The 24,410-nt window shown below is 58.7% G+C and carries 18 protein-coding genes; 10 read left to right on the top strand and 8 right to left on the bottom strand.

Annotated elements, in window-relative coordinates:
• Positions 1-10: 10 nt before the first annotated feature.
• The 6 genes from treS to treY are packed head-to-tail and all read left to right on the top strand — an operon-like array spanning position 11 to position 14,547.
• The gene (treS, locus tag VN114_RS00620) at positions 11-3,346 is read left to right on the top strand and encodes a maltose alpha-D-glucosyltransferase (protein WP_414694173.1); all 3,336 of its coding nucleotides are present in this window, start codon (positions 11-13) and stop codon (positions 3,344-3,346) included.
• Positions 3,343-5,625 (top strand): 1,4-alpha-glucan branching protein GlgB, encoded by a 2,283-nt coding sequence (glgB, locus tag VN114_RS00615; protein ID WP_414694172.1) that lies wholly within the window; start codon positions 3,343-3,345, stop codon positions 5,623-5,625. Before treS ends, glgB begins: the two co-directional genes overlap by 4 nt.
• 1 nt (position 5,626) lies before the next feature.
• Positions 5,627-7,756, top strand: coding sequence for a glycogen debranching protein GlgX (glgX, locus tag VN114_RS00610; RefSeq protein WP_325510931.1), 2,130 nt, complete (start codon positions 5,627-5,629; stop codon positions 7,754-7,756).
• Entirely contained in the window at positions 7,743-9,572 is a 1,830-nt protein-coding gene (gene treZ / locus VN114_RS00605; protein WP_325510929.1) for a malto-oligosyltrehalose trehalohydrolase, read from the top strand. Before glgX ends, treZ begins: the two co-directional genes overlap by 14 nt.
• Positions 9,569-11,734 (top strand): 4-alpha-glucanotransferase, encoded by a 2,166-nt coding sequence (malQ, locus tag VN114_RS00600; protein ID WP_325510927.1) that lies wholly within the window; start codon positions 9,569-9,571, stop codon positions 11,732-11,734. The genes treZ and malQ overlap by 4 nt, the downstream gene beginning before the upstream one ends.
• Positions 11,734-14,547, top strand: a complete 2,814-nt coding sequence (gene treY, locus VN114_RS00595; RefSeq protein WP_325510925.1) for a malto-oligosyltrehalose synthase — start codon at positions 11,734-11,736, stop codon at positions 14,545-14,547. The genes malQ and treY overlap by 1 nt, the downstream gene beginning before the upstream one ends.
• Positions 14,548-14,572: 25 nt before the next feature.
• On the opposite strand, the gene VN114_RS00590 is transcribed toward treY, so the two are convergent.
• Positions 14,573-15,109, bottom strand: a complete 537-nt coding sequence (locus tag VN114_RS00590) for a hypothetical protein (RefSeq protein ID WP_325510923.1) — start codon at positions 15,107-15,109, stop codon at positions 14,573-14,575.
• Between the two features lie 29 nt (positions 15,110-15,138).
• Complete coding sequence (locus VN114_RS00585; protein ID WP_325510921.1) at positions 15,139-16,308, bottom strand: zinc-dependent alcohol dehydrogenase; 1,170 nt, start codon at positions 16,306-16,308, stop codon at positions 15,139-15,141.
• 248 nt (positions 16,309-16,556) lie between these two features.
• Between VN114_RS00585 and VN114_RS00580 the strand changes: the two genes are divergently transcribed.
• Positions 16,557-17,366: an OBAP family protein gene (locus VN114_RS00580; RefSeq protein ID WP_325510919.1), complete on the top strand. Its 810-nt coding sequence runs from the start codon at positions 16,557-16,559 to the stop codon at positions 17,364-17,366.
• A gap of 56 nt (positions 17,367-17,422) precedes the next feature.
• Here the strand turns inward: VN114_RS00580 and VN114_RS00575 are convergent, their stop codons facing one another.
• From VN114_RS00575 to VN114_RS00565, 3 genes are all read right to left on the bottom strand, one after another.
• A complete protein-coding gene (locus VN114_RS00575) occupies positions 17,423-17,881 on the bottom strand; it encodes a DUF421 domain-containing protein (protein ID WP_144102475.1) in 459 nt (152 codons plus the stop codon).
• Between the two features lie 54 nt (positions 17,882-17,935).
• Complete coding sequence (locus VN114_RS00570; protein ID WP_325510916.1) at positions 17,936-18,832, bottom strand: SDR family oxidoreductase; 897 nt, start codon at positions 18,830-18,832, stop codon at positions 17,936-17,938.
• 258 nt (positions 18,833-19,090) lie between these two features.
• Entirely contained in the window at positions 19,091-19,291 is a 201-nt protein-coding gene (locus VN114_RS00565) for a hypothetical protein (protein WP_144102477.1), read from the bottom strand.
• A 290-nt stretch (positions 19,292-19,581) separates the two neighbouring features.
• On the opposite strand from VN114_RS00565, the gene VN114_RS00560 reads away from it, so the two are divergent.
• The 3 genes from VN114_RS00560 (at position 19,582) to VN114_RS00550 (ending at position 22,124) form a co-directional block, all read left to right on the top strand.
• The gene (locus VN114_RS00560) at positions 19,582-20,214 is read left to right on the top strand and encodes a response regulator transcription factor (protein WP_325510913.1); all 633 of its coding nucleotides are present in this window, start codon (positions 19,582-19,584) and stop codon (positions 20,212-20,214) included.
• Positions 20,215-20,337: 123 nt separating this feature from the next.
• Positions 20,338-21,330 carry an ROK family protein gene (locus VN114_RS00555; RefSeq protein ID WP_325510912.1) on the top strand — a complete coding sequence of 331 codons (993 nt, stop codon included), beginning with the start codon at positions 20,338-20,340 and terminating at the stop codon, positions 21,328-21,330.
• A 179-nt stretch (positions 21,331-21,509) separates the two neighbouring features.
• Positions 21,510-22,124: a hypothetical protein gene (locus tag VN114_RS00550; protein WP_325510910.1), complete on the top strand. Its 615-nt coding sequence runs from the start codon at positions 21,510-21,512 to the stop codon at positions 22,122-22,124.
• 92 nt (positions 22,125-22,216) lie between these two features.
• On the opposite strand, the gene VN114_RS00545 is transcribed toward VN114_RS00550, so the two are convergent.
• The 3 genes from VN114_RS00545 to VN114_RS00535 all read right to left on the bottom strand — a co-directional run.
• Positions 22,217-22,462, bottom strand: coding sequence for a biotin/lipoyl-containing protein (locus tag VN114_RS00545; protein ID WP_325510908.1), 246 nt, complete (start codon positions 22,460-22,462; stop codon positions 22,217-22,219).
• Between the two features lie 124 nt (positions 22,463-22,586).
• Positions 22,587-23,300, bottom strand: coding sequence for a DNA-3-methyladenine glycosylase (locus VN114_RS00540; RefSeq protein WP_325510975.1), 714 nt, complete (start codon positions 23,298-23,300; stop codon positions 22,587-22,589).
• 183 nt (positions 23,301-23,483) lie between these two features.
• The coding region (locus tag VN114_RS00535; protein ID WP_325510906.1) for a class I SAM-dependent methyltransferase at positions 23,484-24,410 on the bottom strand (927 nt) is incomplete at its 5' end.

Below are 24,410 nucleotides of genomic sequence, written 5' to 3'. Positions count from 1 at the left end.
CAGGAAAAACATGACGAACCCGCTCACTGCACAACTGGCCGAACAAGATATCGCCGCGCCGTCGATGCCGTTCACCGACGACCCGTTGTGGTACAAGGACGCGGTCATCTATCAGTTGCACATCAAGTCCTTCTTCGATGCGAACAATGACGGTGTCGGCGATTTCGCCGGGCTGATCGATCGCCTCGACTACATCGCGCAACTCGGCGTCAACACGATCTGGCTGCTGCCGTTCTATCCTTCGCCGCGTCGTGATGACGGATACGACATCGCCGCCTATATCGGCGTCCATCCTGATTACGGCACGATGGAAGATGCACGCCGCTTCATCGACGAAGCGCACAAGCGCGGCCTGCGCGTCATCACCGAACTGGTCGTCAATCACACATCGGACCAGCATCCGTGGTTCCAGCGTGCGCGCAATGCGCCGGCCGGCTCGCCGGAACGCGATTTTTACGTGTGGGCGGATACCGATGTCGGCTACGAAGGCACACGCATCATCTTTCTCGATACCGAAAAATCCAACTGGACCTGGGACCCGGTCGCCAACCAGTACTTCTGGCACCGCTTCTATTCGCATCAGCCGGATCTGAACTACGACAATCCGGAGGTGCTGAAAGCCGTACTGGAAATCATGACCTACTGGCTCGATCTCGGCGTCGATGGCCTGCGCCTTGACGCAGTGCCGTATCTGATCGAACGTGAAGGCACCAGTAACGAGAACCTGCCGGAAACGCATGCCATCCTGAAAAAAATCCGTGCACACATGGATACGCATTTTCCCGATCGCATGCTGCTGGCCGAAGCCAACATGTGGCCGGAAAGCGTGCAGCAGTATTTCGGCGACGATGACGAATGCCACATGGCCTTCCACTTCCCGCTGATGCCGCGCATGTACATGGCGCTGGCGCAGGAAGACCGTTTTCCGATTACCGACATCCTGCGGCAGACGCCGGACATTCCGGCCGACTGCCAGTGGGCGATCTTTCTGCGCAATCACGACGAGCTGACGCTGGAAATGGTGACCGACCGCGAGCGCGATTACCTGTGGAATCACTACGCATCCGACAAGCGCGCACGCATCAATCTCGGCATTCGTCGCCGCCTCGCGCCGTTGCTGGAACACGATCGACGCCGCATTGAACTGCTGCACAGTTTTCTGCTGTCGATGCCGGGCACGCCGGTCATGTATTACGGCGATGAAATCGGCATGGGCGACAACATCCATCTCGGCGACCGCGACGGTGTACGTACACCGATGCAATGGACCTCGGATCGCAACGGCGGTTTTTCGCGCGCCAATCCGCAAAGCCTGGTGCTGCCGGCGATCATGGATCCGCTGTACGGCTTTCAGGCAATCAATGTCGAAGCGCAGAACGACGATCCGTATTCGCTGCTGAACTGGATGCGTCGCATGCTGCAGGTGCGCAGCAAGCACCGCGCGTTCGGCCGCGGCTCGCTGCGCCTGATGTATCCGAACAATCGCAAGATCCTTGCCTACCTGCGCGAATACGATGCCGGAGAAGGCATGGAAACCATCCTGTGCGTCGCTAACGTGTCGCATGCATCGCAGGCAGTTGAAATCGATCTGTCCGCTTTTGCCGGCAAGGTACCGGTCGAAATGCTGGGCGGCGTCGCCTTCCCACCGATCGGTCAGTTGCCGTATTTGCTGACACTGCCGCCTTTCGGCTTTTACTGGTTCATGCTGGCGACGGAAACCAGCATGCCCGGATGGTATGTGCCGCAATCGACACCGTTGCCGGATTACCAGACGCTGGTGTTGCCGAACGGCGCAGCCGATCTGGTACGCGGTGCGGCGCGCATGACGCTGGAACGGGACACGCTGCCGCAGTATCTGCAACTGCGCCGCTGGTATGCCGGCAAGCAAAAAAAACTGGAATCGGTGCAGATCGCATTGGCAACCGCACTGCCGGTGCCAAGCGGCAGCGCGCCGATGATGCTGACCGAACTGGTCACCGGTTCCAACGGCGACAGCGACCGCTATTTCCTGCCGCTGGGTGTGTATGCCGACGACGGCGGGACGTCCGGCCTGCCGCAACAACTCGCACTGGCCCGCGTGCGGCGCGATCGACGCGTCGGCATGCTGACCGATGCCTTCTCGCTCGACACCTTCGCGATGCTGATCCTGCATCTGATCCGCGAACAGGCCGTCATCGAAACAGCGGACGGCCAGATCCGCTGCAGTACCACACCGCTGATCGAAAAAATCGACATGCCGCCGCAGGCCGAGGTACGCCGCATGTCGGTCGAGCAGTCGAACAGTTCGCTGACGATCAACGACACCGTTGTCGTGAAGGTCATTCGCCACCTGACAGCCGGCATTCACCCGGAACTGGAAATCGGTCGTGTGCTGACCGCGCGCGGCTATGCAAATGCGCCGACGATTCTCGGCGACATGACACGCGTCGCGGCCGACGGCACACCGCATACCCTGATCGTGCTGCAGGGCTTCATCCACAGTCAGGGCGATGCGTGGCGCTGGACGCTCGACACGCTGGCGCGCACCGCCCAGCAATCGGACGATACGGAAAGGGAAACGCCGGAAATGTCGGAGATGGCCGATCCGATCATCGACCTGCTGGATTTTGCGGGCAAGCTCGGCACGCGTCTCGCCGAACTGCACGCAGTGCTGGCGCAACCCTGCGACGACCCGGCATTCTCTCCGGAACGCGCGACCGAAGCCGATTGTGCGCATCTCGCGCAATCGGTACGGCAGCAGCTTGATCGCGCACTGTCGGTATTGCAGGACGGCAGCAGTCATATCGACGACGTCGATGACATGACGGCGCGGCTGGTATTGCAGAAGGACGCGCTGTATGAATTGATCGATCGCCTTGCCGCGAGTGCGGTCGGTGCACTGCGTACACGGATTCACGGCGACTTCCATCTTGGTCAGGTGCTGGTGTCGTCCGGCGATGTCTACCTGCTCGACTTCGAAGGCGAACCGGCACGCACGCTGGAAGAACGCCGCGAGAAAAACAGCCCGTGGCGCGATGTCGCCGGTTTGTTGCGTTCCTACGATTACGCCGCCTATTTTTCCGCCAACAGCGCACCGCCCGATCTCGGCGAAGTGGCACGCGCACGCCGCCAGAAAATCCTGCAGCGTTATGTGCCGGAATCCCGCGATGCATTCCTGTCCGCCTATCGTGCCGCGGCGCCCGACGTCACCGCATGCGATGCGTTGCTCGATCTGTTCACGCTTGAAAAAGCGACTTACGAAATCTGTTACGAAGCGGCAAACCGGCCGACCTGGCTGCCGGTCCCGTTGCGCGGACTGACCGAACTGGCAGCGCGCCTGCTGCACCCCGACAGGAAAGAAGGATGAAGATGCCTGATGTATCCACCGTATTCCCCGTATCCACACCTCATCGCGAGGACGCATGCGACGAGACGATTCGCGCATTGACGCAGGGTCGCCTCACCGATCCGTTCGCCTTTCTCGGGCCGCATCAAGTTGACGACGCCATCGTCGTTCGCACCTATCAACCTGGTGCATCGAGCGTATGGCTGTGTACCGGTTCCGGCAAACGGGAAATGAACCGCATCGGCGACAGCGAGGTATTCTCGGACGTGCTGTGCGGCGTCAAAGAGAAGCGCCCTGCCTACACGCTGCAGATCTCATGGCCTCAAGCGGATGGCAGCCAGACCGTGCAGCAGACGGAAGACCCGTACGCATTCGGGCTGCTGCTCGGCGATCTCGACCTGCATCTGCTGGCCGAAGGCCGGCATCGCGAACTCGGCCGTTGTCTCGGTGCGTTGCCGATGACGATCGACGGCGTTGCCGGCACGCGCTTTGCGGTGTGGGCACCGAACGCACGTCGCGTCTCCGTCGTCGGCAATTTCAATGCGTGGGACGGCCGTCGTCACCCGATGCGCCTGCGCCAGTCGGCCGGCGTGTGGGAGTTGTTCATTCCAGGCATTGTTGCCGGCGAACGCTACAAATACGAACTTCTCGACGCGCACGGTCATTTGCTGCCGCTGAAGGCCGATCCGGTCGCACGCGCTACCGAACTGCCGCCGGCCACCGGCTCCGTCGTTGCACCGGCCACTCCGTTCCGCTGGAACGATGACGCATGGATGAAGGCGCGCAACGAACTGCGCCCCTATTCGGCGCCTCTCTCGATCTACGAAGTTCACGCCGGTTCCTGGCTGCGTGTACCCGAAGAGGAATGCCGCAACCTCGACTGGCACGAACTGGGTGACCGCCTGATTCCGTACGCGGTGGAAATGGGATTCACGCATCTGGAATTCCTGCCGGTGATGGAACATCCGTTCGCCGGTTCGTGGGGTTATCAACCGCTGGCGCAGTTCGCGCCGAGTGCGCGTTTCGGCACGCCGGCAGCCTTTGCCAATTTTGTCGACCGCTGTCATCAGGCCGGACTCGGCGTGATCCTCGACTGGGTACCGGCGCACTTCCCGTCCGATGCGCACGGCCTCGCGCAATTCGACGGCACGCATCTGTACGAACATGCCGATCCGCGCGAAGGTTTTCACCAGGACTGGAACACGCTGATCTACAACCTCGGCCGCAACGAAGTGCGCGGCTTCCTGATCGCCTCTGCACTGGAATGGCTGGAACATTTCCACGTCGATGGCTTGCGTGTCGATGCGGTGGCGTCAATGCTGTATCGCGACTACAGTCGCAAGGAAGGCGAATGGGTGCCGAACGTCTACGGCGGTCGCGAGAATCTGGAAGCCGTTGCCTTCCTGAAGGAACTGAATGAAACGGTTGCTGCACGCTGTCCTGGTGTGCTGATGATCGCGGAAGAGTCGACCGCATGGCCCGGCGTTACCGCACCGGTGAAAAACGGCGGCCTCGGTTTTTCGTACAAGTGGAACATGGGCTGGATGCACGATACATTGCGCTACATCGAATACGACCCGATCCACCGTCGCCATCATCATCACGACATGACGTTCGGCATGGTGTATGCCTATTCCGAACATTTCGTGCTGCCGATCTCGCACGATGAAGTCGTCCACGGCAAGGGTTCGATGTACGGCAAGATGCCGGGCGACGACTGGCAGAAACTGGCCAACCTGCGCGCCTACTTCGGTTACATGTGGGCGCACCCGGGCAAGAAACTGCTCTTCATGGGTAACGAGTTCGGTCAGGTCGGCGAATGGAATCACGACGCCTCGCCGGAATGGCATCTGCTCGACGACCCGCGTCATCGCGGAATGCAACGCTTGGTACGCGACCTGAATCGCCTCTATGTGGGCGAACCTGCGCTGCACGAAAGTGATTGCGAACCGACAGGATTTCGCTGGCTGATCGGCGACGACATGAAGAACAGCGTGTTCGCCTTCCTGCGTATCAGTGCAAATGCCGCGCCACTGATGGTTGTCTGCAACATGACGCCGGTGCCGCGCAGCGATTACCGGATCGGCATTCCCGAACTGTTCGACAGTTCGCACGCCGACGACGCCCATTCCGGTACATGGAAGGAAATCCTGAACACCGACGCCGCCGTCTATGGCGGCAGCAATCTCGGCAACGACGGTTGTGTCGAGATGACATCCCAACCAGCCAATGGCCATCCGCATTCGATTTCGCTGATGCTGCCACCGCTCTCCACCCTAGTCTTCAGAAAGGATGCCTGATATGGCGCAAGCCCAGCAACGCACGCGCATCCAGACCGGCGCGCCTTATCCGCTTGGCGCCACGCCGGACGGATTCGGTACCAACTTCGCCATCTTCTCGGCCAACGCAGAACGTATCGAGCTGTGCCTGTTCGACGCTGCAGGTCGCCATGAAATTGCGCGCCATACGCTGCCGGAATGCACGGATGAAATCTGGCACGGCTATCTGCCCGGCGTTCAGCCGGGACAGTTGTACGGCTATCGCGCGCATGGTCCGTATCAACCGGAACACGGACATCGTTTCAATCCGCACAAACTGCTGCTCGATCCTTACGCCAAACGATTGCACGGCCAGTTGCGCTGGACCGATGCGCTGTACGGCTATCGTGTCGGCTCCACACGCGCCGATCTCACCTTCGACCGACGCGACAGTGCACCGGCGATGCCGAAAGGCGTGGTGGTCGACGACGCGTTCAACTGGGGCAGCGACAGTCCGCTGCACACCTCGTGGGACCAGACGGTTTTTTACGAGGCGCATGTGAAAGGCCTGACGATGAAGGCCGATGCGATTCCCGCGCATGAGCGCGGCACTTTCGCCGCCCTCGCCGATCCGTATGTCATCGATCATCTGCTCAAGCTCGGCGTGACCTCGCTAGAACTGCTGCCGGTACACGCGATCGCGCAGGACCGGCGTCTCATGGAAAAGGGATTGCGCAATTACTGGGGTTACAACACCTTGTCGTACTTTGCGCCGGAACCATCGTATCTTTCCGACGGTTCGCTGAACGAAATGCGCCGTGCCATTCGCCAGCTGCATCTGGCCGGCATCGAAGTGATTCTCGACGTCGTCTACAACCACACCTGCGAAGAAAGCGAACTCGGGCCGACGCTGTCGTTCCGCGGACTCGACAACGCAAGTTATTACCGTCTGCTGCCGGACAATCCGCGTCACTGCATCAACGACACCGGTTGCGGCAACACGGTCAACATGTCGCATCCGCGCGTGATCCAGATGGTGATGGATTCGCTGCGCTATTGGGTACAAGCCTTCCATGTCGACGGCTTTCGCTTCGATCTGGGTGTCACGCTGGGTCGCGAGGCAACCGGTTTCGATCCGGGCTGCGGCTTCTTCGACGCCTTGCGACAGGACCCGGTACTGTCGCGCACCAAGCTGATTTCCGAACCATGGGACATCGGTCCCGGCGGCTATCAGATCGGAAATCATCCGGCCGGTTTTGCCGAATGGAACGGCCGCTTCCGCGACGATGCACGACGCTTCTGGAAAGGCGACTCCGACTTGCGGCCGGCCATTGCATCGCGCATGCTCGGCTCGGCCGACCTGTTCGCGCATCATCGCCGCCGCCCGTGGGCGTCGGTGAATTTCATCACCGCACATGACGGCTTCACGTTGCAGGATCTGGTGAGCTACAACGACAAGCACAACGAGGCCAACGGCGAAGACAATCGTGACGGCGGCAACGACAACGAAAGTTTCAACTGGGGAGCCGAAGGCCCGACCGACGACGAAGGCATCCTCGCGACGCGCGAGAAGGTCAAGCGCGCCATGCTGATGACGCTGTTCTTTTCGAACGGGACGCCGATGCTGCTGGGCGGAGATGAATTCGGCCGCACGCAACAAGGCAACAACAATGCGTATTGCCATGACGACGATCTGTCGTGGATCGACTGGGCAGTGGCGGACGGCGATGCGGGGAAACTGCTGATCGAATTCACCGCACGCTGCATCCGTGCACGACGTGAACGGCCGACGCTGCATTCGCCGCACTTCTATACAGGCGACAATGAAATCCTGCCAGGCCTGTACGACACCAGCTGGTTCGACGAAAGCGGTGCCTACATGGATCAGGAAAAATGGGGCTTTGCCGAAGGCCGCCTCCTCGCGTTGCGCCGCGTCGCCCGTTCGGAAGAGAAACGCGGCGCGGAAGGTGAAGTGTCGGCATCGCTGCTGCTGGTGAACGCCCATTCCGAAGACCGCGAATTCATCCTGCCGGAACCGGTTCTCGACTGGATCGTGCTGATCGATGCAGCAGAATCTGCCGAAGGTCCAACCGTGCGCAAGCCGCAGGACAATCGCATCACGGTTGCATCGCACAGCGCGCTTCTTCTGGTGGCCGATCATGTACAGCTTTGAGCCATCGTTCGGCGCGCAACTTCTGCAGGATGCGCAAAACGGCCACACGCGCTTCCGCCTGTGGGCGCCGAGTGCACGCGCCGTCAACGTCGTCATCGACCAGGTTGCCTATCCGTTGCAATCCTTGCCGGACGGCTGGTACGAGGCGACGATACGCTGCGGTGCCGGCACGCAATACCGTTTCGAAACGATTGCCGAAAACGGCGACATCCTGCAATGCGCCGATCCCGCGTCGCGTGCACAGGCCGGCGATGTGCACGATGCCAGCATCGTCGTCGACCCGCATGGCTATCGCTGGCTGTATCCGCTGTGGCGCGGACGTCCGTGGCATGAGACGGTACTGTATGAGGTGCATGTCGGTGCCTTCGGCGGATTCGAAGGCGTCACGAGACAGTTGCCGGCGCTTGCCGAACTCGGCGTGACCGCAATCGAACTGATGCCGGTCGCAGACTTTCCCGGTGCACGCAACTGGGGGTACGACGGTGTGCTGCCCTATGCGCCGGATGCCTCCTATGGCACGCCGGACCAATTGAAAGCGCTGATCGATACCGCACACGGTCTCGGCATGATGGTTTTTCTCGATGTGGTCTACAACCACTTCGGGCCGGATGGCAATTATCTGGGCGCGTACGCCAAACCGTTCTTCCGCGACGACATTGATACCCCGTGGGGACAGGCCATCGATTTTCGCCGTCGTGAGGTACGCGACTTCTTTACCGAGAATGCGCTGTACTGGCTGACCGAGTATCGATTCGACGGCCTGCGCTTCGACGCCGTGCATGCGATCAGCGAACAGGACTGGCTGGCGGAAATGGGCGCACGCATCCGTTCCGTCATCGGCGAGGAAACACACAATGCACGCCATGTTCATCTTGTGCTGGAACACGACGGCAATGCCGCACGGTTCCTGATGGATGGAAAGACGACAAACCCGGATGCGCCGTTCGACGCGCAATGGAACGATGACGGTCATCATGCATTGCATGTTTTGCTGACCGGTGAACGCGATCACTACTATCGCGATTATTGCGAAGAGCCTGAACAAAAACTGGCGCGCTGTCTGGCAGAAGGGTTCATCTATCAGGGCGATCCCTCCCCTTTCCGCAATGGCGAAAAGCGCGGCGAGCCGAGCGCCCAGTTGCCGCCGTCGGCGTTCGTGCTGTTCCTGCAGAATCACGACCAGATCGGCAACCGCGCCTTCGGCGAACGACTGACGACGCTGGCGCGACCGTCGGCACTGCGCGCGGCAATGGCACTCGTGCTGCTGTCGCCGCAGATCCCGCTGCTGTTCATGGGCGAGGAAATCGGTGCGACGCAACCCTTCCTCTACTTCACAAGCTATGACGAACCGGCATTGGCGAATGCCGTGCGTGACGGCCGTCGCCAGGAGTTTTCCGGCTTTGCCGCATTCGCCGATCCGCAACAACGCGAACGCATTCCCGATCCGAATCAGCCTGCGACGTTCGAAGCGTCGATTCCGGTTGCGGACGATCGCGCCTCCGAATGGCATGCCTGGACGCACGCGCTGTTGACAGTGCGTCGAGTACAACTGATGCCGCATCTGGCCGGTTGCCGCGCCATCGATTCCTGCGTACTTGGTCCGGGCAGCGTCGCCGCACGCTGGCGACTCGGTAACGGCAGCGTGCTGGCGATGGCAGTCAACCTGTCGGAAAACGATCTTGCCGTCACGCTCGACGATATTGCGAAAACCGGCGGCGCCGACCTGTTGTTCGAGACGTCCGGCACGCTTGCCGCGCTGGGACGCGACTGCCTGCCCGCCGATTCCTTCATCGCATTGCTGGAGCCCGCAGCATGAGTGCACAAGCCGACTCGCACAGACAGGACATGAACGAAACGCACACCGGTTCCAACGTCGACGTCAGCGATGCCTTGCGCAGGCTGGCGCAAGCCGCAGACATCGCCATCGAATGGACCGATGCATTCGGCAACCAGCAGCAGGTGCCGTCTGCAACCTTGCGCGCCGTGCTGCAGGCACTGCAGCTTCCTTGCGAAAGCGACGCCGATTGCGAAGCCGCCATCGCCGCTCTCGCACAGGAAGAAATCATGCTGGCGATTCCGCCATTGATTACCGCGCAAGTCGGGCGTGAAACCGAACTGTCGCCTTACGCGCATGTGCACGGCCAGCCATATCGCATCGCGTTCGAGGATGGCGAACTGGCGGACGGCTATCTGTCCGACGATCGCACTCGCCCCGCACGCCTGCCGGCGTTCGAGCGCGTCGGTTATCACCGTCTTTACATCGGCGAACATCACAGCGTGACGCTGGCGGTTGCGCCGTTATGCTGCTTCACCGTGGCCGATGCCGTCGGCGATGATGAAACAACATCGCCTCGTCTGTGGGCATTGGCGGCGCAACTGTATTCACTGCGCAAGGAAAACGACGATGCCGGCATCGGCGATTTTTCCGCGCTTGAAATACTCGTGCGGTCTGCCGCCCATCGCGGCGCGTCGGCCATCGCCATCAGTCCGGTGCACGCGATGTTCAGCGCCAATCCCTATCAGTACAGCCCGTACGGGCCATCGAGCCGTCTGTTCTTCAACGTGCTGCATATCGATCCCGCCGCGATCAGCGGCAGAAAAGCCCTGGCCGACGCCATCGAGCGACTGGAAGCAGACAGCGAACGGCAACGCCTGCGCGATTGCGAACTGATCGACTGGCCGGCAGCGGCACGCTGGCGACTCGCTGTATTGCGCGAACTGTTCGACCATTACGACATTCGCAGCGACGAATGGAAGGAATTCGAAGCCTTCCGTCTCGAAGGCGGCGTTGCACTGGAAGATCACGCACGCTTCGAAGCGTTGCATGCAGCGATGCGTGAGAAAGGTGTGGAAGGAAGCTGGCGCAGCTGGCCCGAGCCTTACCGCGATCCGCGCAGCGACGGTGTGCTTGCGTTCGCCGAAGCGCATGACAACGACATCATGTTTCACGTTTTCCTGCAATGGCAGGCAGCACGCGGCCTGCGGCATGCGCAGCAAAGTGCACGGGCGGCAGGCATGCGCATCGGCCTGATCACCGATCTGGCCGTCGGTGCGGAGGGCGGCGGCAGCCAGTCATGGAGTCGCCAGCACCAGATGCTCACCGGCCTGTCGGTCGGCGCACCGCCCGATGTGCTTGGCCCGCGCGGGCAAAACTGGGGACTCGCGGCTTTTTCGCCGCGCGCATTGCGCCAATACGGCTTTCAGGCCTACATCGAAATGCTGCGTGCTGCCTTCCATTACGCCGGCGGTGTGCGCATCGATCACATTCTCGGATTGAGACGATTGTGGCTGGTACCGGAAGGGTCGGACGGCAGGCATGGTGCGTATCTCACGTATCCGTTTGACGATCTGATTCGGCTGATCGCGCTGGAAAGCCATCGCTACAAGGCCGTCGTCATCGGCGAGGATCTCGGTACCGTGCCGGCGGGATTCGGCGATGCGCTGGCGGATGCCGGATTGATGGGCATACGGGTTCTGTGGTTCGAGCGTGAAGGCGATCATTTCAAACCGCCTGCGCGCTGGTCACGCCATGCCATCGCCACCACCGATACGCACGACCTGCCGACCGTGGCCGGTTGGTGGCACGCCCGCGATATTGCATGGCGCCAGCAACTCGACCTGCTGGCACCGGGCGCCGATACTGACCATGAATACCGGATGCGCGCGCATGAACGCGGGATGCTCGCGCATGCGCTGAATGCCGCGCACCCGCACGCCCATGTCGATGGCAACAGTCCGCACCCGCCAATCGATGACATCCTGCAATTTGTCGGCGGCACGCCTGCGCCGCTTGTCATCGTGCCAGCGGAAGACATTCTCGGCGTCGAAGAACAACCGAATCTGCCGGGTACCGTCGACACCCATCCAAACTGGCGCCGCCGTCTGCCGGTTTGCGTCGATACCATGCTGGACAGCGACATCGCGACAGCGCGCCTGCGCATCCTGCAACGCGCGCGTTCGCAGAAGGAAACAACCTGATGAGTATTCCCCGCGCCGCTGCGCGTCTGCAATTGCATCAACATTTCACACTCGACGATGCAGCACAGACGGTCGACTACTACGCCGCACTCGGCATCAGTCATCTGTACCTGTCGCCCATCCTGACCGCACGCCCCGGATCGACGCACGGTTACGACATCGTTGATCCGACCCGCATCAATCCGGAACTCGGCGGCGAACCGGCATTGCGACGCCTGGTGCAGACGGTGCGTGCTGCCGGCATGGGACTGATCGTCGATATCGTTCCCAATCACATGGGCGTCGGCGGCGCCGACAATCCCTGGTGGCTGCATGTACTGGAGTGGGGACATCACAGTCGCTATGCGCGCTGGTTCGACATCGACTGGCAATCACCCGATCCGACGCTGCATGGAAAAATCCTGCTGCCTTTTCTCGGTGACCAGTACGCACAGACGCTGCGTTCCGGCGATTTGCGCCTGCAATTCGATGAAGAAAGCGGCAGTCTGTATTTCGGTTACTTCACGCACCGCTTTCCGCTCGCGCCGTGGACTTACGATCGCGTACTGCGGCATGGCGGACCGGCGTTGCGCAGTGCGGCTTCCGACTATCCGGAAATCGATCCGCAAAACGAGAATGCCTCTTACCGCCACGATGAACGCGGCGAATTGCTGCGCGAGATCGGCAGCACCGAAGAAGGACGCGAAGCCATGGCGCAGGCTCTGGCCTCCGTGGCACCCGATACGCCCGGCGGCCTGAAACGCCTGCATCGCCTGCTGGAACGACAGAGCTACAAGCTGACATGGTGGCGTAACGCCGCCGAGGAAATCAACTGGCGGCGCTTTTTCGAAGTCAGCGATCTGGCCGGCGTTCGCGTCGAACTGGATGACGTATTCGACGCCACGCATGCATTGATCTTTCGCCTGTATGCGGAAGGGCTGATCGACGGCGTGCGTGTCGATCATGTCGATGGCCTGGCCGATCCGATCGCCTATTGCCGCAAGTTGCGCGCGACGTTGACGCAATTGTCGACGCAACGTCCGCCGGAAGCGCCGGACAACCATCCCTACATCATCGTTGAAAAAATCCTCACGCGCGGCGAAGCATTGCGCACCGACATGGAAATCGACGGCACCACCGGCTACGAATTCATGGATCAGGTCGGCGCATTGCTGCACGATGTCGACGGTGTGGCGGCATTGAGCAAGATGTGGCTTGAACTGACCGGCGACAACGACGCCTTCGCCACCCACGTTGTCAATGCGCGTCGCCAGTTGCTGCGCGAAAATTTCGTCGGCGAATTTGCCGCGCTGACGCGCGCCGTGCACGCGGTCGCCCGCACCGAACTCGAGACGCGCGACATTTCCCAGGCCGCGATCGCTCGCGTGCTGACCGAGTTGCTGGTCGCGTTCCCCGTCTATCGCACCTACTGGTCGGAAGATGGCCGCAGCGATGAAGACCATGCCGTCGTCGAGCGTACCGTCAATGAAGCGCGCCGCAATCTCGCGCCGCAGGATCTGCCGCTGCTCGATACGCTGATTTCGATGTTCGATACCGACAACATCGATCCCGATGCCAGCGCCGATGCACCGGAACTGCGTCGTCTCGCCGTACGCCGCTTCGAACAGCTGACGCCGCCGCTCGCCGCAAAATCGGTCGAAGACACCGCCTTCTATCGTTACGGCCGCTTGCTGTCGCGCAATGAAGTCGGATCGGATCCGGAATATTTTTCCTCTTCGCTGGCTGATTTTCATGCGTTCAACCAGCAGCGCGCGGCGACTTTTCCCCATACCCTGCTGGCGACCGCAACGCACGATCACAAGCGTGGCGAAGACGTACGCGCACGCCTTGCCGTCCTGAGCGAGGCGACCGAGGAATGGGATGAAAGCGTGCGTCGCTGGAAGCGCCTGCATACCGATCTGCGCGTGCGTCTGCAGACGGAAGACGAAACGGTCGAACTGATCGCCCCGGCGCTGGACGACGAAATCATGCTGTATCAGATGATCGTCGGTGCATGGCCGTTTGAATTGCGTGCAGACGATGAAGAAGGACTGCAAGCCTACGCGGAGCGGTTGGCGGCGTGGCAGGAGAAGGCGTTGCGCGAAGCAAAACGTTACTCCAGCTGGGCGTTGCCGAATACCGATTACGAACAGGCGTGCCGGCAATTCCTGACAGCCCTGTTCGACCGCGAGAAAAGTGCAGGTTTCCTCGACGAAGTGGCGGCATGGGTCGACCGCATCGCTGCCGCCGGCGTCGCCGGCAGCCTGACGCAGACACTGCTGCGGCTGACCTCACCCGGCGTGCCGGACCTGTATCAGGGAACGGAGTTCTGGGATTTCAGCTTGGTTGATCCGGATAACCGACGGCCTGTCGATTACGCATCGCGTCGTATACAACTGCAGCAATCAATGCCTCTCCTCGCACGATTGCAGCAACCGGCCGGCTGGCACGACCGCCAGTTGAAACAGCAGCTGATTCACAGCGTCCTCATGTTGCGCCAGCGCGAATCGCAATTGTTCTCGGATGGCGTCTATCTGCCGCTGCAGGTGGAAGGACCGCTGGCTAGTCATGTCGTTACGTTTTTGCGCCAGTACCGGAACACCACAATCATGGTTGCCGCATTGCGCATGACCCTGAAGATTGTCGACAGCAATCTGGCTTTGAAAACGGACGGCATCGCCACAGAAGCAGGCAGTATCGTCCTGCCTGAACGTTATTCCGATGCCGTCAACCTGCTGACCGGGAAAACCGTCGATCTCAATCGTCCGCGACTCGACGTGGCAGAGCTGCTGGCAGATCTGCCAGTGGCGTTGATCGAATGCACCGTGCGTTGATGCGGTATGCATCAACGCACGATGATCAGCGTTCGCGTTTGCGCGCCAGCAGGTAATAGGCGATCCCTGCGACCGCCGCACCGACGGCAACCTTGCGTGCGAACCCGGCAGGATTGTGCTTCAGTTCGGCCTTGATTCCCATCTCGGCAAAGACATTCGGCACATGCCCCTGGCCCAGATCTTCGCCGATTCCTTCCACGGTATTGATGCGGTCGGCCACCATCAGCATCAGCCAACGGCGAATATCGTTTTCGCTGAACTTGTAGGCCCAGCTGCGCAACCTGCCGCTGCATCCCTTCGGCGGCACACTGGTACCGAATACCGGCGTGATGCCCGGGCGCTCCGTCGAGTGATAGATTTCCATGTGCACCGGCTGTTGCGCAGGGTGATCCCAATGCACTCCCTCGAGTCGCGGCGGCGTTCTTTCCATCGGATAAGCGGGACGGTTTGCATGATCGAGGTCGGCGCCCCACCCCTGTATGTGCGAAAGATCGCGGTGCGGCTTGGCGATTTCCCAGGTTTCTCTTTTCCGGTTTTCATCGGTGTCGATGGACGGTTTCATCTTGTCGCTCCTTGAATTCGTGTATTTCCTCACACTTCGATCTGGAACCGCGACGCGGCGGGCGGAATCAGCACGGTCTTGATGCAGTTGTCGAGCTTGCTGGAAAAGATGTGATACGCGTCGGCCACTTCTTCCAGTGGCACGCGATGCGTGATGATGTCCTTCGGCGAAATGCGGCCGGCCTGTATGTGTTCGATCAGACGCGGCAGGTGACGCTTGACGCTCGCCTGGTTCATTCGCAGCGTCAAGCCCTTGTTGATTGCGTTGCCGATCGGGATCGCATTGAAGGTCGGGCCATACACACCGACGATCGATACCCTGCCACCCTTGCGCACGCAGTTGATGCACCAGTGCAGTACGGTGGCGGCGCCAGCCTGCAGCTTCAGATATCGACCGGTGATGCTTTGTGCGACATTGCCGACCGCCTCGCAACCGACACAGTCGATGCAGACGTCAGCTCCCAGTCCGTCGGTCATTTTCTTGATGTGGATCGCCATGTCGCGCACTTCCTTGAAGTTCAACACCTCGCACTGCGCGTAATTCCTGACAAACTCAAGCCGGTATTCAAGATGGTCGACGACGATGACGCGTCCTGCGCCGAACATCCATGCCGACTTTGCAGCAAAGATGCCGATCGGACCGGCACCGAAGATGACAACGGTGTCGCCCTCCTCGATGTCACCCATTTCCGCGGCCTGATAGCCGGTCGGCAGGGCATCGGTAAGCAGCACCGCATCGTCCTCGTCCAGATCGGGCGGGATGACAGTCGGCCCGACGTCCGCCATCGGTACACGGACATATTCGGCCTGGCCGCCATCGTACCCGCCGGCTGTATGTGAATAGCCGTAGATGCCGCCAACCGCGGTCGCTTCGGGATTGGTGTTGTGGCAATTGCTGTAGAGCTCGCGCTGACAGAAATAGCAGGAGCCGCAAAAGATGTTGAACGGCACCAGCACGTGATCGCCGACCTTCAGGTTTTGCACCGATGAACCGATCTCTTCGACGACGCCGATGAATTCATGACCGAAGGTAGTGCCGACACGTGTGTCCGGTACCAGGCCGTGGTACAGGTGAAGATCCGAACCGCAGATGCAGGAGCGCGTCACGCGCACGATCGCGTCGTTCGGATGTTCGATCTCCGGTTCCGCCTTTTGCCGCGCGCGCACACGATATGGTCCTCTGAAATCCATTGCCAGCATGATGTTCTCCCGTCTTGTCCAACCTGCATGATCGCCAACACGGCCCGTCATGCGGTATCAGAAAATCGTGTCGAAAGCTGTAGGAATAACTACAGGCAGGTTGACAAGCGGCAAGAGCAAAAGTAACTCGCTCTCGTGCGCCGCAAGCTTCTTTTTCCGACATCAGAAACGCTTCCTTGCCTATTCGCATTGGCGTCAGTACATGCAAAAATTTGCGGCCCTGTTCGTTTTTCTGGAGGAGTTTTCCCATGAAGCATGTTCTCTTCATCTCGTCGATGATGCTGCTTGCCGGTTGCGGCGGTGAAAATTCCGATTCCAACGTTGCGGCACCGGGTAGTGCAGAAACCGCGAAGACGAAAATCCTGGAGAAAGGTGCGGACGTCCTGCAGAACAAGCCGCCGATCGAGGCACTGAATGCCTATCTCGACGGCTTCCACTTCTATAGCGGCAACATGCAGGGGCAGATGGAGGCACATCATTACTGTTCGATCGTTAATGAAGACGTCACACAGTGCGTGATTTATGACGGCAATACGTCCAGCGCAAAGATCATGGGGGTCGAATACATCGTCAGCGAAAAACTCTTCAAGACACTTCCATCATCGGAGAAGGCGCTGTGGCACAGCCACGTCCATGAAGTAAAATCCGGCAGCCTGATCGCACCAGGCATTCCCGTTTTCGCAGAAAAGGAATTGATGAAGAAGCTGGTGACTACTTATGGCAAGACCTGGCACACCTGGCATACCGATCTGCAAAAGGAATTGCCGCTCGGCATACCGCAACTGATGATGGGCTTCACGGCGGACGGACAGGCAGATCCGGGAATGATCGCTGCTCGCGACAAGAACTTCGGCATATCGAGCGCCGACAAGCGCGCAGATCGCGCGGACATCGTTGCGCCGCCGATCGATCCCGGTGCGGATGCATGGCAACACAGTCCTCCCGTTCAACTGACCGATCCGACGGGGTTTGAACATCGCCATCCGCACGGCGCCCAGACCAATTTGCCAGCTCCTGCATCGTCGAGAGCGACAACCGGAAGCGAGGCCCGACAATGACAATGACGCCTGCGTCATTGTCCGGACCGACATACCCAACGACATTCCCGGCTGCGTTACTTTTTCATGATGCTGATTGTGCCGTCCGATTCGAGAATTGCGCATTTCATTTCCGCCAGCTCGCAGTCGGATTCACGCAACGCTTGCTCCACGTCGGCCACGCCCACGCGCAATTTCTTCAACGTATCTTCAAATATCCTGCCGTCGCGTCCGACGAGCGTCGGCGTACCGTCCACCAGATCGGCGGCCTTTCTGCTGTGTGCGGTCATCCATGCAACGCCCAGGTTCAGCGAGACCAGCGTGACCGCCACCAGCAGTCCGCCGACCAGCGATTCGTCCCCGCCGGTCAGCGAATTACTGACGCCTTCGCTCAGCAACATGACGACCAGCAAATCGAATGGCGTGAATTGTCCGACCGTCCGCTTGCCGGATAACCGCACGATGACCAGCAGCACCAGATAGACAATTGCGCCACGCACTATAAATTCCCACCACGGCATGTCGAGATCCAGCATGATGCCCTCCACATTTTATCGAGTTGTTCTTTCGTCGATTTGCTCACTCTTCTGTTATTTCACATGCCCGCCGGTGCCGTGCACGCGCCCGCTCGCGCTCGGACGGTACAAGGCGCCGTCCGGTTTTCGGGGTGGCTCGTCATATTGCTGACGGCTCGCCTGTCTGGCTGACATTTTTTCGGCTAGCGTCGGCATCAGTTTTTCCATCGCCGTGTTCAGTTTCGACATCATGCCGACCTTGATATCGTGCGTCGGGTTCGTCGCTGCATCCAGAATGGCATTGGCCACCTTGAAAGGATCGATTTGCGGTGTCGGCAGCTTGGGCTCATGCTGCATGTAGTTCTTTGCGTTTTGCGGAAACGGTGTGTTGACGGCGGTCGGCTGAATCAACGTGATCGATATCGGCGACTTGTCGACTTCCTCTATTTCCACACGCAATGCGTCGGTAAAGCCTTTCACTGCATGCTTGGATGCCGAGTACATGCCTTGCAACGGCACCACGGCATCCGATACCTCGCTGCCCAGATTGATCAGTGCACCGCCGCTTTTGATCAGGTGCGGCAAGGCGACCAGCGAACCGTTGACGACACCCCAGAAATTGATATCGAACAGACGACGGTGGTCTTCATCGCTGACTTCATGCAGCCGACCGTATATGGACAGGCCCGCATCGTTGACCCAGGTGTCGATACGGCCGTAACGATCAATCGCCGTGCGTGCAATATTTTCCACCTGCGAACGGTCGCTGACATCGGCAATCACACAGATGGCGTCACCGCCATCGGCATTGATGTCGGCGACGACCTGATTCAAGACGTCCTCGCTGCGCGCCGCAAGAACAACGCGTGCGCCTTGTGCGGCAGCGGCTTTTGCCGTGGCCAGCCCGATTCCGCTGGATGCGCCGGTAATGACCATGACTTGCTGATCGATGGGTTTAAGTGAGTGGGACATAAGTTGCTCCTCGAAATGTCTGGTTTAAAGGCTGACGTGCACCGCGACATTCTCGACATCGCGTTATGCATAGACAGGGATTTGTCGCAGACATTCCTCTTCTCGAATCCGGTATTCATCCGGCGGGCGCTAGTTTAATTTTCTTTGCAGCCTTGCTTTCCTCTCGCTGCGGTTCCTATTCTGCGAATGAGAAAAGCGGACCATATGGTCCGCTTCGTCTACGTAATGGCACAACAGATAAGGCTGCCATCCGTTGCGTTACTTGTCGTTCTTGTGGCTCTGCTTTCCTGCGGCCGAATGCTGCTCGGAAGAACCGCCACGTGTGCCGGATGAGCCCTTGTTGCTGGCGCTCGGTTGCGTTTTCGATGAATTACTTCCGCTGTTTTTCTGACTTTGCTGACCTGCCTGTGAATGCTGCTGGGAGCTGCCTCCACGCGTATTGCTCGACTGGTTTGCCATGATGCTCTCCTTAGGTTTGTATGAATGGATTGCACGGCAGATTCACATCGTGAGATGCGCGATGCAAATCGACCGAAGTTTCATATTGCCTCGCACCGATGCGTCACGATATCGGTCCATTCTGAATTTTAAGTAGGAATTCCTTTAATTGCCCCAGTGATGCATACAGGAAAATCAACATCCTGAACACGGGATTACGGTTTTATGTGCGTCGTCCCACAGACGCAGCCCTGCCACAGCCCGTATCGTGACGTTCATCTTCCATACACGCGAGAACGACTTTCACAGCCATGCAGATACTGATCGTCGAACATTTCCCCGTCGTGCGGGCAGGCATACGCCAGTGGCTTTCGGCAACTCCCGATCTCGTGATTGCCGGCGAAACGGCATCCGCGCGCGAAGGCGTCAGCATGGCAGCGAGTCTGCAACTCGACATCGTGCTGCTGGATATCGCGACACCTCACAAGAACGGCTATGAGGCATTGCTCGCCTTCAAGGAAACCAGACAGACCTTGCCGGTACTCATCATCAATGGTCATCCCGAACAATTCCATGCTCTGCAATTGATGAACAGCGGCGCCAGTGGCTGCTTTCCGGCAAACGGTGAAAGCGACGAGTTGATACGCGCCATTCGTGCAGTCGGGAGCGGCAAGCACTATCCGGAAGAGATCGCACCACGGCGACAAGTGGAGCTGGATGGCGAACCGCGTGCGCTGCACGAAAAACTGAGTCCGCGCGAATATGAAATTTTTCACAGCATCTGCCGTGGCGAACGATTGACGGAAACGGCCGACCGCTTGTCGCTCAGTCTTTCCACCGTCAACCGCTATCGCAAACAAGTGCTGGTCAAAATCGGCGTGGAAGATATTCCAGGCCTCATCCGATACGCCGTCCATCAGGGCATCGACGGCTTTCAGTATTGAACGTTTTCCGTTCGCGGCACTCTTTCTTTCATCCAGGGAATATTTCCCTCGTCTAAACTTAGCGATGGCAGAATTGTCTGTGACAGGACAACTCTCGTGAATCGTATGCCTTCCGGAAAATCCATGCATTCCTCCTATCTCTGCGGCCTCGATATCGGCGGCACGAAAATGGCGGCAACCGTCGCCGATCGCAACGGCCCACTGGCCCGCGTCACCGAACCAACCGCCAAATCCGGCACCAATCGCGCGCCCGGCGAACAAGCCATTGCGTTGCTGAAGAAAGCCTGCAACGACGCCGGCGTGAATTTCGACGAAGTGGAGTCGGTCGGCGTCAGCTCATGCGGGCCATTCGTCAAGCATCAGGATCTGATTCAGATGGTCGCACCGAATATCTGCGGCGGTATCGGCAAGCAAGGCGACTTACCCAATACATGGACCTCGGTCCCGCTGGAAGAAGTGCTGCGCGAACATTTCCGCACAGTCACCATTGAAAACGATTGCGTTGCGGCTCTTGCAGCGGAACGCGCCTTTGGCAACCTGCAGGATATCGCCAGCTGCGCCTACGTCACCTGGAGTACCGGTATCGGCTTCGGCCTGTGTGTGGACGGACGCCTGCTGCGCGGCAAGAACGGCAACGCCGGACATGCCGGTCACATGCTGATGACCGATCAATCGACGGCACAGTGCGGCTGCGGCAATTTAGGCGATGTCGAAGCACTCGTTTCCGGCCGCAATCTGGAAATGCGCTATTGCCGTTCGCCTGAAGAATTGTTCAATGCTGCCAGAGACGGCGACGCAGAAGCGCACACCATCGTGGTCGAAGCAACACGCTGGTTCGGCCGCGCCTTGTTCAATGTGACGACGACGCTCGATATCAGCAAGTTCGTCATTGGCGGCAGCATCTGGCAGCATCACGGCGACTGGCTGGAGCCACTCGTTATCCACGAACTGTCTTCACACATGCCCGCACTGACCGCAGGCGTCACGCTTTCTTCGCCCGGCCTGAATGCGTTCGTCGCCGATATCGGCGCGCTTTATCTCGCCATGCCGGAAGACTGGCCCATCGGCTGGCGCGAGAGCAAACCATGGAAACACATGCCGCCGGAGAAACCCTGAGTGTCCGGACGGCAAGTCAGTTGCATCCATCGTCGCAACGTGTAAACTGATTTCAGGCGACGTTTCTCTCCGGGGTGCAAACCCGACCATCCGCATCATTCTGATCTGTGCAAAGTCGTTACTGCTGTTGAAACAGAATTCTCGTCTTCATGCTTCATTAACCATAAAGGGGAATTGACATGAGCAAGGCAAGCGGCGAAAAGGCTTCACTACTGGCCAGCCATCTGATTGAAGAGCAATTGCGCGTACTGCCAATGTCCGCGGCAATGATCCTGCAACCGATGCACAGCGATTTCGAAAGAAACGCGCAGGAAAATCTACTGCTTCGCAGAAAACGAACCACACTCAAGACAGGTTCGGGCGGCAACATCGTCATGGATTACGCGGAAGCAGGAACCGAACTCGATTTTCAGGGTTCGATCCGTGCGCTGCAGGACAATCCTGAACAGAAACTGACTTACCTGCGTGTCGTGGTCAGCAATGCGTTACTGGCAGTCGGCCTATTCCTCAGGGAACATCAGATGGCATCGATGCGCCTGCCGGAAATTCAGTTTCTCGGCCATGTCGTCGATGCGATCATGAACGCCAATATCTTCGACATTCGTGAAGACTATATTCCCATCGCCACCTTTGATGATCTCGTCATCGACAAGAGCCTGAACGGCTCACCGCTGTTCGGTGACGGCAAGACACAGGGCTTCATGGAATTCGGCGATGCCGTCGCGTTGCTGCAATGGCTTGCACAATATCTGCGTGGCGAAAGGAATTTCGTCAGTGGCGGTGATGCCGGCTAGATCAGCCGGACTGAAAACAAAAAAGGTTACGAAATTTCGTAACCTTTTTTATTGACCTGTCTGCGCTGTACTGCCGGACGCTATGCGGAAATTTACTTCAGATCGGTATCGATCTGGCCGATGACGTCACCGACCGCGACTTCGCTTCCCTCATCCTTCAATATCTTCACCAGCGTTCCTGTTGCAGGCGCGGTCACCTCGACGACGACTTTCGTGGTTTCCAGATCGGTCAGATTTTCACCCTCCGCGACTTTGGTGCCGACCTTCTTGCTCCAGTCCAGCATGATTGCCTCGGTAGCGCCTTCCGACAATTCCGGAACCTTGATATCGACCAGCATGAGTTTCTCCTCGATGTAATGTTTGACGAAATCCGACCGCATGAAACAGGGAAATCATACCTGTTTCGAAATCAATACTGATGACCAATCGATGAATTTGTTTCACCTGATTGCATGCGCGAACTCAGCCTGCAACTGCGACGGCACCGGGAGGAAATCCCTGAAAATCCGCAAGCTCTCCATTCCGATCAACCCAGCAATAATGCAAGGGAGCGGTCTGCCCCCTGCGAAGCGGATTGCGCGTGCAATATCGCGCATAGGCAGGATCGACAAAGCGATAGGGAAGATGCTCGTCTCTTCCTGCCGTGATGCCCAATCGGGTTGTCTGGATCAGAATCTCCGGCGACTCGCCTACATCGTCGACGAACAATTCGTCAGGATCGAATGAATGCGCGTCCCAGTCGGGCACACGTAACGCAAGCGATCGGCACAGCAACGTCTGCCCTGCGCAGAGGCGATGTATCGGCCGCACCGCGCCGGCGGCACCAGGATTTTGCGCCTGCATTTCTTCCAATGCTGCGGGACCAGCAATCGCGTCGATCCAGGGATAGCCCGATTTAAGCAGCACCGCATTACCCGGTCCGGCCGCACTGATATTGAAGGAGTCGCCACCGCGAGAGTAGTACATGTAAATCGTGCCGCCATCCATGAACAAGGCACGCCGTTTATGCGTGTAGCCGAGAGACGCATGACTTCCGCGGTCGTCCAGACGGTAGGCTTCCGTTTCAATGATGCGGGCGGACAGCCACTGATTCTTCCAGCGCCGGCGCAATACCTTGCCGATCAATGCACGCGCAAGCGCGGGACTGTCCCGGTTAAAGAAATCCTTGTCGAGCATGTGGAACGGCCCGATATCAGACACTGCGTTATGCATGTTGTGATTGTCCCCATCGCCGCAGCAGAAGAATTTTCTTTTTCATTCAACCTGTTCAATTTCAAACGGATTGTCACAAAATTACTTTATGTTGGCTATAGGAGTGTCTGAGTTTATGTCATCGTATTGATGTTGATCCCTGCAGGTTCAAGATTGAATTACTTTCGTAACCTTCAGCCAAACAGCCGCAATGCGGTCGCAGTCCTTATAGGAGTCTTCTGCAAGTTCCTCCCCAAATATGTCCGGGTCCAATTCCTCATATCGCCATACGCAATCCGGGCGATGAGTCAGTATTCTTTCCACTTCCTGCAACAGAAAATCCCGTCCACCAATCATCGGCGCACCGGTGTACATCAACAAAGTACCGTTCGGGGCCAGACGCTCAAGTGCCGCATCCAGAATCTTTAACGACAGATCGGCGCCGAGCGTGCCTCCACCATTTCTATACGTGCGTTGCCCGGGATCAACCAGATATGGAGGATTCGATACGATCAGATCAAATTTTCCCGATACGCCGGTAAGCAAATTGCTTTGGCATGTGACGACGTTGGACATTTCAGCGAGTTCTGCATTCACGGCGGTGATCTGCAGCGCAGCATCGTTGATATCGACGGCAAAGACCTCTGCTTGTCGATACAGTCCCGCGATCGTCAAGGCGCCAGGCCCGGCTCCACAACCGATATCCACGGCGCGCTGTACTGCAAGACTCGCGGTCAGATCCGATTTCAAGGCGCGAACGAAACGATACGTATCCGGGCCGAAGAAGACGGAATCTGCTTCCGTAGTCGGGTAGGCAGAATGAAAATACAAATTTCCATCCAGTGTAGAGGCGCGTAATGCACTGCGATATCCATCTTTAAACGACAGCAGAATGTCCGCTTCCTGCATGAGAACAAATATCTCGGAGAAATTCGGCGAATCGATATCCGTTACTTTGAACGGCCGACTCCATCCGAATATATCGGCGATGGACAACGACCATTCATTGCCGATGCGCGCATTGACCAACTGATGCGTAGCCGGGGTCACCGTAGTAAAACGATAACCGGCTTGCAGCAATTGCTGCCCCAATGT

The sequence above is a fragment of the Oxalicibacterium sp. genome (assembly GCF_035565035.1).
Lineage (GTDB): Bacteria > Pseudomonadota > Gammaproteobacteria > Burkholderiales > Burkholderiaceae_D > Oxalicibacterium.
The sequence above is the reverse complement of the archived record's forward strand: the minus strand, read 5'-3'. Positions and strand labels throughout refer to the sequence as shown.

Excerpts from the sequence above, each read along its gene's own strand:
- treS (WP_414694173.1), top strand. The coding sequence starts at position 11 with ATGACGAACCCGCTCACTGCACAACTGGCCGAACAAGATATCGCCGCG.
- glgB (WP_414694172.1), top strand. The coding sequence starts at position 3,343 with ATGAAGATGCCTGATGTATCCACCGTATTCCCCGTATCCACACCTCAT.
- glgX (WP_325510931.1), top strand. The coding sequence starts at position 5,627 with ATGGCGCAAGCCCAGCAACGCACGCGCATCCAGACCGGCGCGCCTTAT.
- treZ (WP_325510929.1), top strand. The coding sequence starts at position 7,743 with ATGTACAGCTTTGAGCCATCGTTCGGCGCGCAACTTCTGCAGGATGCG.
- malQ (WP_325510927.1), top strand. The coding sequence starts at position 9,569 with ATGAGTGCACAAGCCGACTCGCACAGACAGGACATGAACGAAACGCAC.
- treY (WP_325510925.1), top strand. The coding sequence starts at position 11,734 with ATGAGTATTCCCCGCGCCGCTGCGCGTCTGCAATTGCATCAACATTTC.
- VN114_RS00590 (WP_325510923.1), bottom strand. The coding sequence starts at position 15,109 with ATGAAACCGTCCATCGACACCGATGAAAACCGGAAAAGAGAAACCTGG.
- VN114_RS00585 (WP_325510921.1), bottom strand. The coding sequence starts at position 16,308 with ATGCTGGCAATGGATTTCAGAGGACCATATCGTGTGCGCGCGCGGCAA.
- VN114_RS00580 (WP_325510919.1), top strand. The coding sequence starts at position 16,557 with ATGAAGCATGTTCTCTTCATCTCGTCGATGATGCTGCTTGCCGGTTGC.
- VN114_RS00575 (WP_144102475.1), bottom strand. The coding sequence starts at position 17,881 with ATGCTGGATCTCGACATGCCGTGGTGGGAATTTATAGTGCGTGGCGCA.
- VN114_RS00570 (WP_325510916.1), bottom strand. The coding sequence starts at position 18,832 with ATGTCCCACTCACTTAAACCCATCGATCAGCAAGTCATGGTCATTACC.
- VN114_RS00565 (WP_144102477.1), bottom strand. The coding sequence starts at position 19,291 with ATGGCAAACCAGTCGAGCAATACGCGTGGAGGCAGCTCCCAGCAGCAT.
- VN114_RS00560 (WP_325510913.1), top strand. The coding sequence starts at position 19,582 with ATGCAGATACTGATCGTCGAACATTTCCCCGTCGTGCGGGCAGGCATA.
- VN114_RS00555 (WP_325510912.1), top strand. The coding sequence starts at position 20,338 with ATGCATTCCTCCTATCTCTGCGGCCTCGATATCGGCGGCACGAAAATG.
- VN114_RS00550 (WP_325510910.1), top strand. The coding sequence starts at position 21,510 with ATGAGCAAGGCAAGCGGCGAAAAGGCTTCACTACTGGCCAGCCATCTG.
- VN114_RS00545 (WP_325510908.1), bottom strand. The coding sequence starts at position 22,462 with ATGCTGGTCGATATCAAGGTTCCGGAATTGTCGGAAGGCGCTACCGAG.
- VN114_RS00540 (WP_325510975.1), bottom strand. The coding sequence starts at position 23,300 with ATGCTCGACAAGGATTTCTTTAACCGGGACAGTCCCGCGCTTGCGCGT.